Origin of the sequence: Pseudomonas poae (genome assembly GCA_028869255.1) — a bacterium.
Classification (GTDB): domain Bacteria; phylum Pseudomonadota; class Gammaproteobacteria; order Pseudomonadales; family Pseudomonadaceae; genus Aquipseudomonas; species Aquipseudomonas poae_C.
The window spans coordinates 2,525,974-2,541,873 of the sequence record CP110972.1; the positions used below are offsets into that span (position 1 = coordinate 2,525,974).

The 15,900-nt window shown below is 61.9% G+C and carries 16 protein-coding genes; 8 read left to right on the plus strand and 8 right to left on the minus strand.

The window, feature by feature from the left end; translation table 11 throughout:
• Window positions 1-214 precede the first annotated feature (214 nt).
• The 4 genes from LRS56_11635 (at window position 215) to LRS56_11650 (ending at window position 4,692) form a co-directional block, all read left to right on the plus strand.
• Window positions 215-1,564 carry a PAS domain-containing sensor histidine kinase gene (locus LRS56_11635; GenBank protein WDU65042.1) on the plus strand — a complete coding sequence of 450 codons (1,350 nt, stop codon included), beginning with the start codon at window positions 215-217 and terminating at the stop codon, window positions 1,562-1,564.
• Complete coding sequence (locus tag LRS56_11640; GenBank protein WDU65043.1) at window positions 1,549-1,932, plus strand: response regulator; 384 nt, start codon at window positions 1,549-1,551, stop codon at window positions 1,930-1,932. Before LRS56_11635 ends, LRS56_11640 begins: the two co-directional genes overlap by 16 nt.
• A 9-nt stretch (window positions 1,933-1,941) precedes the next feature.
• Window positions 1,942-3,201 (plus strand): EAL domain-containing response regulator, encoded by a 1,260-nt coding sequence (locus tag LRS56_11645; GenBank protein ID WDU65044.1) that lies wholly within the window; start codon window positions 1,942-1,944, stop codon window positions 3,199-3,201.
• Window positions 3,202-3,339: 138 nt separating this feature from the next.
• Entirely contained in the window at window positions 3,340-4,692 is a 1,353-nt protein-coding gene (locus LRS56_11650) for a sodium:proton antiporter (GenBank protein WDU65045.1), read from the plus strand.
• Here LRS56_11650 and LRS56_11655 read toward each other — a convergent pair.
• The 3 genes from LRS56_11655 to LRS56_11665 all read right to left on the minus strand — a co-directional run bounded on the left by LRS56_11655 (window position 4,683) and on the right by LRS56_11665 (window position 5,659).
• A complete protein-coding gene (locus LRS56_11655) occupies window positions 4,683-4,817 on the minus strand; it encodes a hypothetical protein (GenBank protein ID WDU65046.1) in 135 nt (44 codons plus the stop codon). The two genes, LRS56_11650 and LRS56_11655, sit on opposite strands and share 10 nt — an antisense overlap.
• An 11-nt stretch (window positions 4,818-4,828) precedes the next feature.
• Window positions 4,829-5,041 (minus strand): hypothetical protein, encoded by a 213-nt coding sequence (locus LRS56_11660; protein ID WDU65047.1) that lies wholly within the window; start codon window positions 5,039-5,041, stop codon window positions 4,829-4,831.
• A gap of 72 nt (window positions 5,042-5,113) precedes the next feature.
• Window positions 5,114-5,659, minus strand: coding sequence for a hypothetical protein (locus LRS56_11665; GenBank protein WDU65048.1), 546 nt, complete (start codon window positions 5,657-5,659; stop codon window positions 5,114-5,116).
• A gap of 453 nt (window positions 5,660-6,112) precedes the next feature.
• Here LRS56_11665 and LRS56_11670 point away from each other — a divergent pair, with 453 nt between their 5' ends.
• Both LRS56_11670 and LRS56_11675 read left to right on the plus strand, forming a co-directional pair.
• Entirely contained in the window at window positions 6,113-7,522 is a 1,410-nt protein-coding gene (locus LRS56_11670; GenBank protein WDU65049.1) for a circularly permuted type 2 ATP-grasp protein, read from the plus strand.
• A 2-nt stretch (window positions 7,523-7,524) separates the two neighbouring features.
• Window positions 7,525-8,475, plus strand: coding sequence for an alpha-E domain-containing protein (locus tag LRS56_11675; protein WDU65050.1), 951 nt, complete (start codon window positions 7,525-7,527; stop codon window positions 8,473-8,475).
• Window positions 8,476-8,501: 26 nt separating this feature from the next.
• Here the strand turns inward: LRS56_11675 and msrA are convergent, their stop codons facing one another.
• The 3 genes from msrA to msrB all read right to left on the minus strand — a co-directional run bounded on the left by msrA (window position 8,502) and on the right by msrB (window position 11,621).
• Entirely contained in the window at window positions 8,502-9,197 is a 696-nt protein-coding gene (msrA, locus tag LRS56_11680; GenBank protein WDU65051.1) for a peptide-methionine (S)-S-oxide reductase MsrA, read from the minus strand.
• A gap of 145 nt (window positions 9,198-9,342) precedes the next feature.
• Window positions 9,343-11,085: a cytochrome c biogenesis protein DipZ gene (locus LRS56_11685; protein WDU65052.1), complete on the minus strand. Its 1,743-nt coding sequence runs from the start codon at window positions 11,083-11,085 to the stop codon at window positions 9,343-9,345.
• A gap of 35 nt (window positions 11,086-11,120) precedes the next feature.
• Window positions 11,121-11,621, minus strand: a complete 501-nt coding sequence (gene msrB, locus LRS56_11690; GenBank protein ID WDU65053.1) for a peptide-methionine (R)-S-oxide reductase MsrB — start codon at window positions 11,619-11,621, stop codon at window positions 11,121-11,123.
• Between the two features lie 273 nt (window positions 11,622-11,894).
• Here msrB and LRS56_11695 point away from each other — a divergent pair, with 273 nt between their 5' ends.
• Together LRS56_11695 and LRS56_11700 are read left to right on the plus strand one after the other, a co-directional pair.
• On the plus strand, window positions 11,895-12,605 hold the full coding sequence (locus tag LRS56_11695; protein ID WDU65054.1) for a response regulator transcription factor: 711 nt from the start codon (window positions 11,895-11,897) through the stop codon (window positions 12,603-12,605).
• On the plus strand, window positions 12,602-14,068 hold the full coding sequence (locus LRS56_11700; protein ID WDU65055.1) for a HAMP domain-containing sensor histidine kinase: 1,467 nt from the start codon (window positions 12,602-12,604) through the stop codon (window positions 14,066-14,068). The genes LRS56_11695 and LRS56_11700 overlap by 4 nt, the downstream gene beginning before the upstream one ends.
• On the opposite strand, the gene LRS56_11705 is transcribed toward LRS56_11700, so the two are convergent.
• Window positions 14,031-14,972: an alpha/beta hydrolase gene (locus tag LRS56_11705; protein ID WDU65056.1), complete on the minus strand. Its 942-nt coding sequence runs from the start codon at window positions 14,970-14,972 to the stop codon at window positions 14,031-14,033. The two genes, LRS56_11700 and LRS56_11705, sit on opposite strands and share 38 nt — an antisense overlap.
• Window positions 14,929-15,891: an AraC family transcriptional regulator gene (locus LRS56_11710; protein WDU65057.1), complete on the minus strand. Its 963-nt coding sequence runs from the start codon at window positions 15,889-15,891 to the stop codon at window positions 14,929-14,931. Before LRS56_11710 ends, LRS56_11705 begins: the two co-directional genes overlap by 44 nt.
• Window positions 15,892-15,900: the final 9 nt, after the last annotated feature.

Consider the following 15,900-nt stretch of genomic DNA (forward strand, 5'->3'; position numbering starts at 1 on the left):
AATCATGGCGATTTGCCAGAAAACCGCCTGAACCATTCAATTGAAGGGCAAAGTTCAACGGGTGGTGGTTTTCCACCATCAAAACGCCATAATCTCTGCTATTGTCCAAAGACTTCATCTCCTCCTCATCGCCTCCATGGGATCTTCTGTGAGCATGCTCTGCGCCCTCGTCGCTTGACGGTGGCGGGCCTGAATGTCACGGAACGCCCTTGCGATGGATAAAAACCCAACCCTGAATCCGCCCGAAGCCCAATCGCGCGCCGAAAAAATCGTCGAATTCAAACGCCAGAAAACCCTGCTCAAGACCGGCGCCCTGCAAGACGCGATTTTCAACAGCGCCTACTTCTCCAGCATCGCCACCGACGAAAAAGGCGTGATCCAGATCTTCAATGTCGGCGCTGAACGCATGCTCGGGTATGCCGCCGACGATGTACTGAACCGTATTACCCCCGCCGATATTTCCGACCCCGCCGAACTCATCACCCGCGCCGCCGCCCTCAGCCTGGAACTCGACACGCCGATCAACCCGGGGTTCGAAGCCCTGGTGTTCAAGGCTTCGCGTGGCATCGAGGATATTTACGAGCTGACCTATATCCGCAAGGACGGCAGCCGCCTCTCGGCCATGGTCTCGGTGACCGCCCTGCGCAACCGCCACGACACCATCATCGGCTACCTGCTGATCGGCACCGACAACACCGCCCGCAAACAGGAAGAAGCCGAGCGCAAAGGCTTTGAGCGCGCACTGGAAGAAAAGAATCTGGAGCTGGAACACGCCAGCCACATGAAGTCCGAATTCCTCGCCACCATGTCCCACGAACTGCGCACCCCGCTGAATGCGGTGATCGGCTTCTCGGAAGCCTTGAAAGACGGCCTGGTTGGCGACATGAGTGAGGTGCAGCGCGAGTACATCGGCGATATCTTCACCAGCGGCCAGCACTTGCTGTCGCTGATCAATGACATCCTCGACCTGTCCAAGGTCGAGGCCGGGATGATGGACCTGGAGCTGGAGGCCGTAGAGCTGGCGGGCCTGTTGGCCAACAGCCTGTTGATCGTGCGCGAAAAAGCCGCGTTGCAACGCATCCAATTGAAGCTGGAAAGCCAGGACGATTTCGGCGTCCTCGAACTGGACCTCCGCAAGACCAAGCAGATCATCTACAACCTGCTGGCCAACGCGGTGAAGTTCAGCGAACACGGCGCCTCCGTGACCCTGGCGGTGCGTCGCGTGCCTCGCGAGCAGGTCGGGCAGATCCCCGGCGACTGGCCGCAGCACAGCTTTGCACTGCAGCCGAGTGCCCATCGGCAGTTTCTTGAACTGAGTGTGAGCGACAGCGGCATCGGGATCGCCGAGGACGACATGGGCAAACTGTTCAAGGCGTTCAGCCAGATCGACAGCAGCCTGGCGCGCAAATTCGAAGGCACCGGCCTGGGGCTGGCGATGGTCAAGCAACTGACCGATCTGCATGGTGGCAGCGTCGCCGTAGCCAGTCGCGAAGGCTTGGGTGCGCGCTTTGTGGTGTGGCTGCCGTTGCATCTCGCGCCGGAGGGCACATGGCCGAAATCCTGATTGTCGAAGACAACGAAGCCAATATGCGCCTGGCGCGCTTACTGCTGATGAACGCCGGGCATACCGTGGTGTGGGCCGCCGATGCCGAGAGTGGCCTGACCCTGGCCCGGGAAAAACAGCCGGCGCTGATCCTGATGGATATCCAACTGCCCGGCATGGACGGCCTGGCCGCCACCTCGCTGCTCAAGCAAGACCCGCATACCGCGCATATCCCGGTCATTGCCTTGACCGCGATGGCCATGAAGGAAGACCGGGAAAAAACCCGGCTGGCCGGCTGCGATGCCTACGTCATCAAGCCGCTGCGCTACAAGGAGCTGTACCAGGTGATCGACAGCTTGCTGCAACAGAACATCAGCCCCCTCATATGAGTCCTCTCCATGGCCAGCCAACCCGCAACATTGTTGATCGTTGACGACGAACCGCAGGTTCGCAAACTGTTGGAAACCCTGCTGCAACACGAGGGTTACCAGACCCTGACAGCGGGCAGCGGCGAGGAAGCCCTGCGGCTGGTGGCGCAACAGCCGCCGGACCTGATTCTGCTGGATATCATGATGCCGGGCATGGACGGCTACGAAGTGGCCAGCCAATTGAAGGGCAACGAAACCACGGCGGACATCCCGATCATCATGCTCTCGGCCCTCAGTGAGGCGAGTGCACGTGTCAGCGGGCTGGAAACCGGCGCCGAGGAATTCATCAGCAAGCCGGTGGAACGCGTGGAATTGTGGTTGCGCGTGCGCAACCTGCTGCGCCTCAAGGCTCGCGGCGATCAGCTGAAAAACCATAGCGTGATGCTGGAGCACCAACTGCAGCAGCAAACCACCGCGATGTCCGGCATGAGCGTGCATGACCTGGCGCGACAAGCCTTGGAAGATGACCTGCGCCGGGCGGTTGAGCGCGAAGAGTTTACCGTGCATTACCAACCCAAGGTCGAACTGGCCGGCGGCCAGGTTTGTGCGCTGGAAGCCTTGCTGCGCTGGGACCGCCCCGGCTACGGCGCGGTATCGCCGGCGGTGTTTGTGCCGATCCTGGAAAGCCTGGGGTTGATCGTCCCCGTGGGGCGCTGGGTGATCAATAACGTGTGCCAACAGATTGCCGCGTGGCAGCGCAGCGATATCGGTGCGGTTGAGGTGTCGGTGAACGTGTCGGGCCATCAATTGATCGAGGGTGATCTAATTGCCGATATCGGGCGCATCCTCACCCGCACCGGGGTCGCGCCCCACTGGCTGGAGGTCGAGCTGACCGAGGGTTCACTGATGGAAAACACCCAGCACACCATCGCCAGCCTGCAACGGCTGCGGGCGATGGGGGTGAAGATCTCGATTGATGATTTTGGCACCGGCTACTCAAGCCTGGCCTACCTGCGGCGCTTCCCCATCGACACGTTGAAGATCGACATCGCGTTTATCCGCGAAGTCACCAGTAACCCCCAGGATGCCGCAATCACCCGCACCATTATCGAACTGGCCCACAGCCTGCAACTGCGGGTAGTGGCCGAAGGTGTAGAGACCCAGGCGCAATTGGCCTTCTTGAAGGACGCCGGCTGCGATCAGATCCAGGGCTACCTGTTCAGCCGACCGCTGCCGATGGCTGAGCTTGAGCGCCTGCTGCTGGAAAAGCGCGGGTTAGTGGGTGCGTGAAATTTGCTTGCGCAGGCACTCGATCAAGCCGCGCTCAAGAGGCTTCAAACCCTCGGCTCACAGTTGATCGAATCACATTGAACCGGCACCCGGCCGCCATCCTCCAACCTGGATAGACCACGGCCCGGAACACACTCGATGACTTTTATCCTATGGTTGGCCGTACTGGGCGCGGTATTGCTTACCCTTGCCCTCACCTCCTCCTACCTGCGCTGGATGCCGGTGACCACCTCGGCGGTGTGCCTGTTGCTGGGCGTGGGCATTGGCCCGCTGGGCGTAGACCTGCTGCACCTGGACATCAAGGACTCGGCGCGCTGGATGGAGCATCTCACCGAAGTCGCGGTGCTGTTTTCGCTGTTCGTCAGCGGGCTCAAGCTGCGTTTGCCGCTCAAGCACCGCACCTGGCGTATCGCGTTCGGCATGGCCGGGCCGGTGATGCTGCTGACGATCCTCGGCACCTGCCTGGCGCTGCACTACCTGTTTGAATTGTCGTGGGGCGTGTCGCTGCTGGTCGGCGCGATTCTGGCCCCGACCGACCCGGTGTTGGCTGGCCTGGTGCAGGTCAACAACGCCCAGGACTACGACGCGCTGCGCTTCGGGCTGTCGGGTGAGGCGGGCTTGAACGATGGTACGGCTTTCCCGTTTGTGATTTTTGCGCTGCTGTTTATGCAGCACGGCGGGTTTGACGGCGACTGGCTGGGAGGCTGGGCGCTGAAAAATTTGCTGTGGGCGGTGCCAACCGGGCTGTTGGTCGGCTACTGGATGGGCCGGGGGATCGGCCGCATGACCCTATGGATGCGCATCACCAATGCTGACAGCACCTTATCCCCCAACGATTACCTGACCCTGGCGCTGATCGCCCTGGCCTACGTCGTGGCGGAGGCGATGGGCGGCTATGGCTTTTTGTCGGTGTTCGCCGCCGGGCTGGGCTTGCGCCAGGCGGAGTTCCGGTCCACGGGGAATGCGCAGACCCCGTCGGAGCATTTGGCCTTGCCGGTGGTGGGCCATCTGGAGGTGGAGCCTGAGCGCGCGCTGCAAGGCGATGTCAGCGAACTGGCGGACACGCAGATCGCCGCCGGCGTGATGATGGGCGACATGTTGTCGTTCGGCAGCCTGGTGGAGCGTTCGATGGAGGTGTTTCTGGTGACGCTGCTGGGGATCGTGCTGATCAGCCATTGGGATTGGCGCGCCCTGCCGTTGGCGGCGCTGCTGTTCTGTGTGATTCGCCCGCTCAGCGTCTGTGCGATGCCTTGGGGCAGCCTGGTCGATCGCCAGCAACGCGGCTTGATGGGCTGGTTCGGGATTCGCGGGATCGGCAGTATTTACTACCTGTTCTACGCGCTCAACCACGGGTTGAGCGGCACCAGCAGCGCGGTGGCGGTGAACCTGACCTTGTCGGTGATCGCCTTGAGCATCGTCGTTCATGGCCTCAGTACCCAGCCGATGCTGGCGTGGTATGAACGACGTGCCAAGGTGAAAGCTCAGTCCTGATCTTCGCTATTGCCAACATCCGCCGCTTCATCCAGATCATTGAGCGGCACCTCTGCATCATCCATCAGCGAACCCGGGTCTTCATTGCCTGGGTCGTTGAGTTCTTCATCGAGTTCTTTTGACATGACCGTCTCCTCTAACCGCCTTGGGTGTCGATATCAGCATCGGTTTCAGGCTTGGCCTCAGGCTCAGGCTTGAAGTCTGGACTGTAGTCGTTTTCCTTGGCCTTGGGGTCACTCGCCGGTTTCGGATCTTTCGGCGCGTCGGCGGCAGTGCCGGGTGCCGGCTCGCCGCCGTCGATGGTCGGGTCGTTTCGGTTGCTGACTTGGGGATCGTTGTCTGTGCTCATGGGTCACCTCGGTTGAAAAACGCAGACTGCGTAAAGGTAAGGTCATGCGCGCACGGGCGAAGTTCCAATTGCTTAGGAACCCGGATTGTCCACCTGGATATAAAACGCGTAGGCGCCCAGCAACACCCAGAACACCATGAACAGCCAGGGCGCGCGCATCGAGAACAGCAGCGACTTGCGATAGCCCTTGTGGGACGACTCCATCTCGGCAAACAGCGGCGATTCATCGTAGGCCATGCCCATCACCGGCTCGCTGCGCAGCAGTTCGCTTTGCTTGTAATGCCAGTGGTCGATGATTTCGTAGGCGGCACGAATGCCCGGCCAGGCGTTCAGGGAGCTGAGAATGCCAAGAAACGCCAGAAACACCGGCACCACCAGCGTGAACAGCTTGCCCCACTCCGGATTAAGGTTGCCCATGCCCGAAACAAACGCGATCACCAGGAATGACTGCGCCGTGAGGTAGGCGTCGGTGCGGTTGGCCAGAATCGAGGTCTCATATTGGATCTCGCGGCGGTAGAAGTCCAAGCGGTCCTTGGGCGAGCCGAAGATCTTGGCGTTGTGTTCGCTGTGATCGGTCAGGTTCGCTTCCGGGGTGTCGGGTGAAATGATTCTGGGCACATCCGTGCTCCGTGCTGGGCTGAGACCCTTTAGAAGAATCGCGGCACTGCGAAGTTCAGTTTGTTCGCGCACCAATTTAGAGCAGCTGTTGCCCACGTGATGAGCAGGCAGTGGGTGACAAGTGTGGCGAGCGGGCTTGCCCGCGTTGGGCTGCGTAGCGGCCCCAAAAAAAGCGGGAGCGCTGCGCACTCCAACGCGGGCAAGCCCGCTCGCCACAAATGCTCGCTCGCCACCGAGTAATCAGTGCCAACTGCCCATTCCGGCACAAGCATTGCTTTATCCATTCATCTGCCCGGATACAGGAGCATTCGTTACCCCCCGACCCAGAGCCGACCCCATAAGAAAGTAAGGACCAGGTCTGTTGGCACCATCAGCCACGGGCTCATAAAAAAATGCGTTTTTTAAAGCGGCAGTGCCACCCCACGCACCCCTCGGCACTGACAAGGTACTGGAATGGCTCGATCTTTCTTTGATGAAATGAATGATGCAAACGGCGAGTGCCGTGCGCACTATCAGGATTTCTCCCGCTGGCTGGCCAACACGCCGCCGGAACTGCTGGCCCAGCGTCGTCGCGAAGCCGATTTACTGTTCCATCGTGCGGGGATCACCTTCACCCTCTATGGCGACGAACAAGACACCGAGCGCCTGATCCCCTTCGACATCATCCCCCGCAGCATCCCCGCCAGTGAATGGAGCGTGATCGAACGCGGCTGCATCCAGCGGGTCAACGCGCTGAACATGTTCCTCGCCGATATCTACCACGACCAGCGCATCATCAAGGCCGGGATCATTCCAGCGGACCAGGTGCTGGGCAACGAGGGTTATCAGAAGGCCATGGTCGGCCTGGACCTGCACCGCGATATCTATTCGCACATCTCCGGGGTCGACCTGGTGCGCGATGGCGACGGCACCTATTACGTGCTCGAAGACAACCTGCGCACTCCCAGCGGCGTGAGCTACATGCTTGAAGACCGCAAGATGATGATGCGCCTGTTCCCCGAAGTGTTCGCCAAGCAGCGCATCGCACCGGTGGACCACTACCCCAACCTGCTGCTCAAAACCCTGAAAAGTTCCAGCCGCCTGGACAACCCCAATGTGGTGGTGCTGACCCCGGGCCGCTTTAACAGCGCGTTTTTCGAGCATGCGTTCCTGGCCCGGGAAATGGGCGTGGAACTGGTGGAAGGCGCCGACCTGTTCGTGCACGACCTCAAGGTATTCATGCGCACCACCGACGGGCCGAAGCCGGTGGACGTGATTTATCGGCGTATCGACGACGCCTTCCTCGACCCGAAAGCCTTCAACCCCGACTCCATGCTTGGCGTGCCCGGCCTGGTGGCCGCCTACTGCGCCGGCAATGTGGTGCTGGCCAATGCCATCGGCACCGGCGTGGCTGATGACAAATCGATCTACCCCTACGTGCCGGCGATGATCAAGTTCTACCTGGATGAAGCGCCGATCCTGCAAAACGTGCCGACCTTCCAATGCCGCAAACCCGACGAGCTGTCCCATGTGCTGGCCAACCTGGCAGAGCTGGTGGTCAAGGAAACCCAAGGCTCCGGCGGCTACGGCATGCTGGTCGGCCCGGCCTCCACGGCCGCCGAAATCGAGGACTTCCGCCAACGCATCAAGGCACGCCCGCATGCGTACATCGCCCAACCGACCCTGAGCCTGTCCACCTGCCCCACCTTTGTCGAAAACGGCATCGCGCCCCGGCACATCGACCTGCGGCCCTTCGTGCTCTCGGGCAAGGAAACCCGCCTGGTCCCCGGCGGCCTCACACGGGTTGCCCTGCGTGAAGGTTCGTTGATCGTCAACTCGTCGCAAGGCGGCGGAACCAAGGACACCTGGGTGGTGGAGGGCTGAGTATGTTGAGTAGAACCGCCGCAGATCTGTATTGGATGTCCCGTTACCTGGAACGCGCCGAGAACCTGGCGCGCATGCTTGAAGTCAGTTATTCATTGTCCTTGATGCCCCAGGCCGGGCGCAGCGATGGCCTGGACGAACTGGCGATGTCGTTGCTCAGCAGCGGCACCCTGGACAGTTACCTGGAACGCCACCAGACGCTGGATGCCGAGCGCATGCTGCATTTCTTTGCCCTTGACGAAGAAAACCCCGCCAGCATCTACAACTGCCTGCGCGCCGCCCGCGGCAATGCCCACGCGGTGCGCGGGCGTATCACTGCCGACATGTGGGAAAACCTCAACGCCACCTGGCTGGAAATGCGCAGCATCGCCGCCGGCGGCCTGGCGCGGCATGGCATCAGCCACTTCTGTGATTGGGTCAAGCAGCGTTCGCACCTGTTTCGTGGCGCCACTTCCGGCACCATCATGCGCAATGACGCCTATCGGTTTATCCGCCTGGGCACCTTTGTCGAACGCGCAGACAACACCTTGCGCCTGCTGGATGCGCGCTATGAGATGTTTGGCGAGGAATCGGAAGAGGTCAGCGACCTGTCCGCCCGCGGCTACTACCAGTGGAGCGCCCTGCTCCGTGCACTGTCATCGTTCGAGGCCTACACCGAGCTGTACCCGAATGCACTGAATGCGCGCTCGGTGTCGGAGCTGCTGCTGTTGCGCAGCGATGTGCCGCGTTCGTTGCATGCGTGCATCGAGGAGTTGAGCCATATCCTCGCAGACCTGCCCGGTAGCTATGGGCGTGAGGCGCAGCGCCTGGCCGCAGAGTTTGAAGCGCGGCTGAGGTACACGGGCATCGATGAGATTCTCGAAGACGGTCTGCACAGCCGTCTGACGGAATTCATCGACACCGTGCGGGAACTGGCGCGGGCGATACACAGCTCCTACCTGGAAGTGGTCTGAGACAGCCACATTGGGAGGTGTGGTGTTTATTGGTTTTTGACCAGCACGGGCTCTGCGCGGTACTGGTCGGGGAACAGCTTTTTCAGCTGCGCTACTTTGGGTAAATCATTGATCACGATATACGGGTAAGACGGGTTCTCGGTAAGGAAGTCCTGATGGTAGGACTCCGCCGGGTAAAACGCCTTGCCCACCTCGACCTTGGTCACAATCGGCTTGTCGAAGGTTTTTGCCGCGTCCAACTGGACGATATAGGCCTGGGCGACTTTTTGCTGCTCGGCATTCTGCGCGAAGATTTCCGAACGGTACTGGGTGCCGGTGTCCGGGCCCTGGCGGTTGAGTTCAGTGGGGTCGTGGGCCACCGAGAAGTAGATCTGCAACAGCTTGCCGTAGCTGACTTTGCTGGGGTCGTAGGTGATAGACACCGACTCGGCGTGGCCGGTGGTGCCTTCGCTCACAGCCTCGTACTGGGCGGTATTGGCCGCGCCGCCGCCGTAGCCGGAGACGGCGTTTTTAACCCCCTGCACATGCTGGAACACCCCTTGCACGCCCCAGAAGCAGCCACCGGCGAACACGGCGGTTTGCAGGTTGCCGGGCTCGGCGGGCAGGTCTAACGCGGGCGGCGCGATCGTCACGGCGTCGTCGGCGGCGCCGAACGTGAAGGCTGGGCTTTGGCCGATGAACGCGGCAAAAGCCAGAGCGGGTAAGATCTTGAGCAGTTTCATTGCAGTCACTCCAGAACGCGGTCGAATGTGGGAGCGGGCTTGCTCGCGAAAGCGGTGTTTCAGCTAATGCATTGGGTGACTGATTCACCGCATTCGCGAGCAAGCCCGCTCCCACATTGATTGGGTTTTCAAGCCATAAAATCAGTTAGCCAAAGGTGAAGGCATAGGCCGACACGTGCGGGTCGAGAAATTCGATGCTGAACGTGCGGTCCTTCACTGCACCTGGCTGACGCACCAGCTGGTACAGGCGTTGCTCGGTAACGGTGCCGCTGCCATCCGGGGCCACGTCGGTGCCGTGGGCATCGCCGGGGGCCTGGCCATCAATCGTCACCTTGAAACGCACCGGCTTGCCATCCGCGCCGGGGCCCAGCACCAGGTGCAGGTCGCGGGCATGAAAGCGGTAGACGACGCGCCCGCCGGCCTGATCGAGGGTGGCTTGCTGGCCGCCGACGTTCCAGTGGCCTTCCAGCGTCCAGTTGTTCAAGGCCAGGTTGCCGGCTGCCGGGTAGTTCGCGACTGTGTCGGTGGCCAGGGTGGCAGTGGTGACGAAGTTTTCGGCACGCTGGAAGCCCAGGTAGGTTTCCGGCGATTGCACTTCATGAGTGTCCGGCGCCTGCTGTACGCCTGTGGCGTCGGCTTCAATCAGGCCACCTGCGACGTTCTTTGCGCCAGCTTCACGTAACAGCTGCTGGATTACCCGCTCCGACTCGGCATAGTCGCCCTCGCCAAAGTGGTGATAGCGAATCTGGCCCTTGGCATCGGCAAAGTAATGCGCCGGCCAGTACTGGTTGTTGAAGGCGCGCCAGACCTTGTAGTTGTTGTCGATGGCCACCGGGTAAGTAATACCCAGGTCTTTCATCGCCTGGGTGACGTTGCTTACGTCGCGTTCAAAGGCGAACTCCGGCGCGTGCACGCCAATCACCACCAAACCCTGGTCGTGGTACTTCTGGGCCCAGGCTTTTACATACGGCAAGCTGCGCAGGCAGTTGATGCAGGAGTAGGTCCAGAAATCCACCAGCACCACCTTGCCCTTGAGCGCTTCGGCGGTCAGCGGCGGGCTGTTGAGCCATTGCACGGCGCCGTCCAGCGATGGCAACGCACCTTCGACCGGCAGCGCGTCGCTGTGGCTGACGGCGGCCATCATCGCCCCGCCCTTTGGCTGCGGTTTGGCGTTGAGCTTATCCACCAGGCTTTGTTCCAGGCCACCAGTGGACGCGGTCGACAGCCGCGCCAGCACGCCAGTATCCAGGCCCAGGGCGATTGCCGCGACGCCGGCCAGCATCAATGCGCCCAGGCCACGGCGCAGCCATTCTCCGGCGCCGAGGGAACGCTTCATCAAACCGAAGACTTTACCGCCGACCAGCAACGCCAGCGCGAGGGAGGTGGCAGCACCGGCGGCGTAGGCCAGCAACAGCAAGGTAGTACCGATGCTGGCGCCCTGCAGCGCGGCGCCGGTCAGCACCAACCCGAGAATGGGCCCGGCGCAGGGAGCCCAAAGCAGCCCTGTGGCCACGCCGATCAGAAACGAGGCGCCCGGCCGTGGCCTGGCGTCGGCCCCGGCGGCTTCCGACAGGCGACTGCCGGCAGCCACCAACGGGCGCGTCAGGCGCTCGGACAACTGCGGCAACAGGAGCGTGAGTCCGAACAGGGCCACGCACAGCAACGCGAGCCAACGCCCGTATTGATTGACTTGCACCACCCAGCCGCCGCCCACCGCCGCCAGCGAGGCGACCAGGGCAAATGTCACCGCCATGCCCGCTAACAGCGGCAAGCCACTGCGCAAAAACGGCTGCCCGGTGCGAGCGAAGACAAAAGGCAGAACAGGCAGGATGCACGGACTGACGATTGTCAGCACGCCGCCCAGGTACGCGAGAACCAGAAGCCACATGGGATCTTCCCTTATACAAATAGATAGGCATCGGCTTAAGCCGCGGTAAACGTCATGGCTGCGCCATTCATGCAATAGCGCAGGCCGGTGGGTGCAGGGCCGTCATCGAACACGTGCCCTTGGTGGCCGCCACAGCGACGGCAGTGGATTTCTTTGCGCACCACGCCATAGGAGGTGTCGGTACGGCTGGACACCGCGTGGTCCAGCGGCTGCCAGAAACTCGGCCAGCCGGTGTGGCTGTCAAACTTGGTAGCCGAGGAGAACAGCGCCAGCGCGCAGCCGGCGCACGCAAAGGTGCCGGCGCGGTGTTCGTCGTTAAGGGCGCTGGTGTAGGGGCGCTCGGTCCCCTCCTCGCGCAGGATGCTGTACTGCTCGGCGCTCAGCAGGCTGCGCCATTGGGCGTCGGTGTGGCTGACCTCGAAGGCCTCGGCGGCCTCCGCCTCGGTGATCACGTTGGGCTGCTTCAACAGGCCGCCAGCCAGGACGGCGACACCCAGGCCGCCGCCGGCCAGCAGTATTTGTCGACGTGAGTACATGGGGTTCTCCTCATTTGATCCCGTGGCGAGCGGGCTTGCCCGCGTTGGAGTGCGCAGCGCTCCCGCTTTTTTGGGGCCGCTACGCAGCCCAACGCGGGCAAGCCCGCTCGCCACAAGCTCCGCTTGCCACAGGGGCCGTGCTCGGTTTGGTAATGGGGTTATCGTGCGCGTTGGGCGGTCGCGGAATCCTCACGCAGAGTTAAACAATTCGTGATAACTACACTGTGGCAAAAGCCGCACAATGCGCGCACTACAAGCGAAGGTTTCTCTTACATGGATCAGCCCAAACGTGTCCTGGTGGTCGAGGACGATGCGCATATTGCCGACCTGATTTGCCTGCACCTGCGTGACGAGCAGTTTGAGGTGGTGCACAGCGCCGACGGCAACGAAGGGCTGCGCCTGCTGGAACAAGGCGGCTGGGATGCGCTGATCCTCGACCTGATGCTGCCCGGCGTCGACGGCCTGGAAATTTGCCGCCGCGCCCGCGCCATGACGCGCTACACGCCGATCATTATCACCAGTGCGCGCTCCAGCGAATTGCACCGCATCCTGGGCCTGGAGCTGGGCGCGGACGACTACCTGGCCAAACCGTTTTCGATGCCGGAGCTGGTGGCGCGGGTCAAGGCCCTGCTACGCCGGGTCGATGCCATGGCGCGCAATTTGAAGATGGACGCCGGCAGCCTGGACCTTGGCCAGTTGTTCATCAACCCGCTGACCCGCGACGCGACCCTGCAAGGTCAGCGGCTGGACCTCACACCACGGGAATTCGACCTGCTGTACTTCTTCGCCCGCCAACCCGGCAAGGTGTTCTCGCGCATGGACTTGCTCAACGCCGTGTGGGGCTACAGCCATGAAGGCTATGAACACACGGTCAATACCCATATCAACCGCCTGCGCGCCAAAGTTGAAAGCGACCCGGCCAACCCGGCGCGCATCCTTACGGTATGGGGCCGGGGATATAAATTTGCCGAGGGCCCAGCATGAGGCTGACCCTGACCCAGCGCCTGTCGGTGGTATTTGCCGTGTTACTGGTGATCTGCAGCGGCACCTCGGCGTGGCTGCAAGTACGCTCCAACCGCATGCATGAACTGGAGGTGGTGCAAGGTCTATCCCGTGACCTGGCGGCGCATATCGCCCGCGACACCCAACTGATGGACGCCGATGGCCTCAAGCCCGATGCCGTGCGCACCCTGTTCAGCCAATTGATGCTGGTCAACCCGAGCGTCGAGGTGTACCTGCTGGATATAAACGGCCGGGTGGTCGGCAATGCGGCGCCCCGCGGGCACCTGCTCCGGGATCAGGTCGATCTGGCCCCGATCCGCCGCTTCCTGAGCGGCGCCATGCTGCCGATCCTCGGCGACGACCCGCGCAGCGTTAACGGGCGCAAGGTATTCAGCGCCGCGCCACTCAACGCCAACGGCCGGCAAACCGGCTTCCTGTACGTGGTGCTGCTGGGCGAAGCCCATGATGTGTACGACGCCAAGGACGCCACCGGCATGGCGTTGAAGATCGCGTTGTGGTCCATCGGCCTGGTAGCCCTGCTGTGTCTGCTGGCGGGGTTGATCGCGTTTGCCTGGATCACCCGGCCCTTGCGCCAGCTCACCGACAAGGTCGGCCAGTTCGATATCAATGGCGCGCCCAAAACCCAACAGCCCGCCACTGCGCAACTTGACAGCAGCGACGAGATCGCCGTACTCGACCATGCCTTTGTGCAGATGGAAAACCGCCTTGGTGAACAATGGCGCGCCCTCACCCATCAGGATCAGGAACGCCGCGAAATGGTGGCCAATATCTCCCATGACCTGCGCACGCCGCTCGCGTCCCTGCATGGCTACCTGGAAACCCTGTCGCTGAAGGACGCCAGCCTCAGCGTCGAAGAACGGCGCCGCTACCTCGGCATCGCCCTGGACCAGAGCCGCAAGGTCGGCGGCCTGGCCCAGTCGTTGCTGGAACTGGTACGCCTGGAACATGGCTTTGTGCAGCCGGTGATCGAAGGTTTTTCGCTGCCGGATCTGGTGCAGGACATCTTCCAGAAGTTCGAACTGACCGCCGAAGCACGTGCCATTACCCTCACCGCCACCCTGCCACCCCAGGTGCCCACGGTGCTGGCCGACCTGGGACTGATCGAACGGGTGCTAACCAATTTGCTGGACAACGCCCTGCGCCATACGCCGGTGAATGGCGAAGTCGAAGTGATCCTGGCGACTGTGGCCGATGGCGTCGCCGTGACCGTCAGCGACAGTGGCCCAGGCATTGATGCCGAATTGCGCGAAGGCTTGTTCCTGCGCGCCTTTACCATCGGCGGCGCACGCCGCGATGGCGGCCTGGGGCTGCGCATCGTGCACCGTATCCTGCAACTGCACGGGCGCAGCATTCGCCTGGTGGACCGGCCCGGTCGCGGCGCGACCTTTACCTTTTGCCTAGAAACGCGAGCATCAACGTGTTAACCCGCTGGCCTTGCTCGTTCTGGATCCAGTGGCCGCAATTGGCCAGGACCTGCTGCTCGAGGTCAGGCACCACGTCCGGCATGCGCTTGAGGGTATGCGCTTCAAATACGCCGACCGGATCGCGATCGCCGATCAGGAACAGTGTGGGTTGCAGCACCTGCCGCCCGGCCAGGAACTCGGTGCGCTGCCAGTTGCGCTCGAAATTGCGGTACCAGTTCAGCGGGCCGCGAAACCCATGCTCGGCGAAGGTCTGCACATAGACCTCCAAGTCCTCGCGTGAACACCATGCAGGCAAGGCGCCCGGGGTTGGCGCGCCCTCAAGCAAGCGGGCATTCGCCGGTTTCTTCTGCAAGAACACATCCTGATCCTGCATGAACAGGCGCAGCGTGCGCTCGATATCCGCGTTCAACTCCTGCTCGGCCACTCCGGGCGTCTGGAAATACACGATGTAATTGAAGCGGTCGGCGTACAGCTCGCGCAGGATCTCGATCACCGGCCTGCGTGCCCGCCCGGCAAACGGCACCGACATCGTGATCAGGTGCGTGATGCGCTCAGGCTCCAGCAACGCCAGGTGCCAGGCCACCACGGCGCCCCAGTCATGGCCGACCATCACCACCTGTGTGTGGCCGAAGTGAGCCATGGCCTGCTGGATATCGGCGCACAGCGTCAACAGGTCGTAGTCGGCGACCTCAGCCGGCGCACTTGATTGCCCATAACCACGCATCTGCGGGGCGAACACTCGATAACCTGCGCCAACCAATGCGGGGATCTGCTCGCGCCAGGAGTGCCAGCACTCCGGGAAACCGTGGAGCAGCCAGATCGGCGGGCCCTGTTCAGGGCCCGCGACATGCACACTCAAATCAATACCGTTGACCTGAATCCTGTATTGCTCGATAGCGTTCATCACTGGCCTCCTTGGGTAGGTTTCGCTCGCGGTATTCCCGTGGGGAGCAATTCATCAGGCGCTTGAAGGCGCTACTGAATGCACTGTCCGACTGATAACCCAGCGCCTGACCGATGCTCGACACACTGCTGCCGGAGCTGTTCAAGGCCCGTACCGCCAGGTGCATACGCCAGCGGGTCAGATATGCCTGGGGTGCCATGCCGACCCGTTGTTTAAAATGCAAGGCAAACGTGGAGCGCGACTGATTGGCCGTGCTGGCCATTTCACTCAGGGTCCAGCGCCGTGCCGGTGCTGCGTGAACTTGCGCCAACACCGGCGCCAACTTTGGATCCGTCAACGCGGCCAGCCAGCCGGTGGTACTGGCGCCCAGGGAAGATTGATAGAGCCGCAGGATCTGCACCAGCATCATTTGCGCCAAATGCTCGGTCATCAACGCCGCGCCCAGCTTTGGGCTCGCGTACTCCCAGGACAGACGCTCCAGACACCAGCGCAGCACGCTGGCCTGATCGGATCGCGCGCTGATGCGCACCACAGGCGGCAAACCGTCCAGTAACAAACGGGCTTCGTCACCGTAGGTAAACAGGCCGCCAATCAGAAACAGTTCAACCGTGGCGCCCACGCTGGCAATACCGCCTACGGCCTCGCTGTAGACCTCACGTGCATCCCTGCCCTTCAGCGACAGATGACTGGACAACTTCCACGGTCGGTTTTGCGTCAATAAAAAACAATCGCCTTCGTACAAGCGGATGGGCGCCAGCATCCCCTCCACTTCCAGCCAGCACTCCCCCTCCACCACCGCATTGAACTTGATTCCCCCCGGCGCTGGAAAATCCAGCGCCCAGTCACCGCCGGCCTTCAGGCCCGCAAAATATGCACGGTGGCTGCGCAACAGCGCCACCACATCGGACAGGGTATCCATAATTCAAAA

What these genes read in the sequence shown, in the direction of transcription:
- LRS56_11660 (WDU65047.1), bottom strand. Translation starts at nt 5,041, where the DNA reads ATGAGCACAGACAACGATCCCCAAGTCAGCAACCGAAACGACCCGACC.
- LRS56_11700 (WDU65055.1), top strand. Translation starts at nt 12,602, where the DNA reads ATGAGGCTGACCCTGACCCAGCGCCTGTCGGTGGTATTTGCCGTGTTA.
- msrB (WDU65053.1), bottom strand. Translation starts at nt 11,621, where the DNA reads ATGTACTCACGTCGACAAATACTGCTGGCCGGCGGCGGCCTGGGTGTC.
- LRS56_11710 (WDU65057.1), bottom strand. Translation starts at nt 15,891, where the DNA reads ATGGATACCCTGTCCGATGTGGTGGCGCTGTTGCGCAGCCACCGTGCA.
- LRS56_11670 (WDU65049.1), top strand. Translation starts at nt 6,113, where the DNA reads ATGGCTCGATCTTTCTTTGATGAAATGAATGATGCAAACGGCGAGTGC.
- LRS56_11695 (WDU65054.1), top strand. Translation starts at nt 11,895, where the DNA reads ATGGATCAGCCCAAACGTGTCCTGGTGGTCGAGGACGATGCGCATATT.
- LRS56_11685 (WDU65052.1), bottom strand. Translation starts at nt 11,085, where the DNA reads ATGTGGCTTCTGGTTCTCGCGTACCTGGGCGGCGTGCTGACAATCGTC.
- LRS56_11635 (WDU65042.1), top strand. Translation starts at nt 215, where the DNA reads ATGGATAAAAACCCAACCCTGAATCCGCCCGAAGCCCAATCGCGCGCC.
- LRS56_11640 (WDU65043.1), top strand. Translation starts at nt 1,549, where the DNA reads ATGGCCGAAATCCTGATTGTCGAAGACAACGAAGCCAATATGCGCCTG.
- LRS56_11650 (WDU65045.1), top strand. Translation starts at nt 3,340, where the DNA reads ATGACTTTTATCCTATGGTTGGCCGTACTGGGCGCGGTATTGCTTACC.
- msrA (WDU65051.1), bottom strand. Translation starts at nt 9,197, where the DNA reads ATGAAACTGCTCAAGATCTTACCCGCTCTGGCTTTTGCCGCGTTCATC.
- LRS56_11655 (WDU65046.1), bottom strand. Translation starts at nt 4,817, where the DNA reads ATGTCAAAAGAACTCGATGAAGAACTCAACGACCCAGGCAATGAAGAC.
- LRS56_11645 (WDU65044.1), top strand. Translation starts at nt 1,942, where the DNA reads ATGGCCAGCCAACCCGCAACATTGTTGATCGTTGACGACGAACCGCAG.
- LRS56_11675 (WDU65050.1), top strand. Translation starts at nt 7,525, where the DNA reads ATGTTGAGTAGAACCGCCGCAGATCTGTATTGGATGTCCCGTTACCTG.
- LRS56_11705 (WDU65056.1), bottom strand. Translation starts at nt 14,972, where the DNA reads ATGAACGCTATCGAGCAATACAGGATTCAGGTCAACGGTATTGATTTG.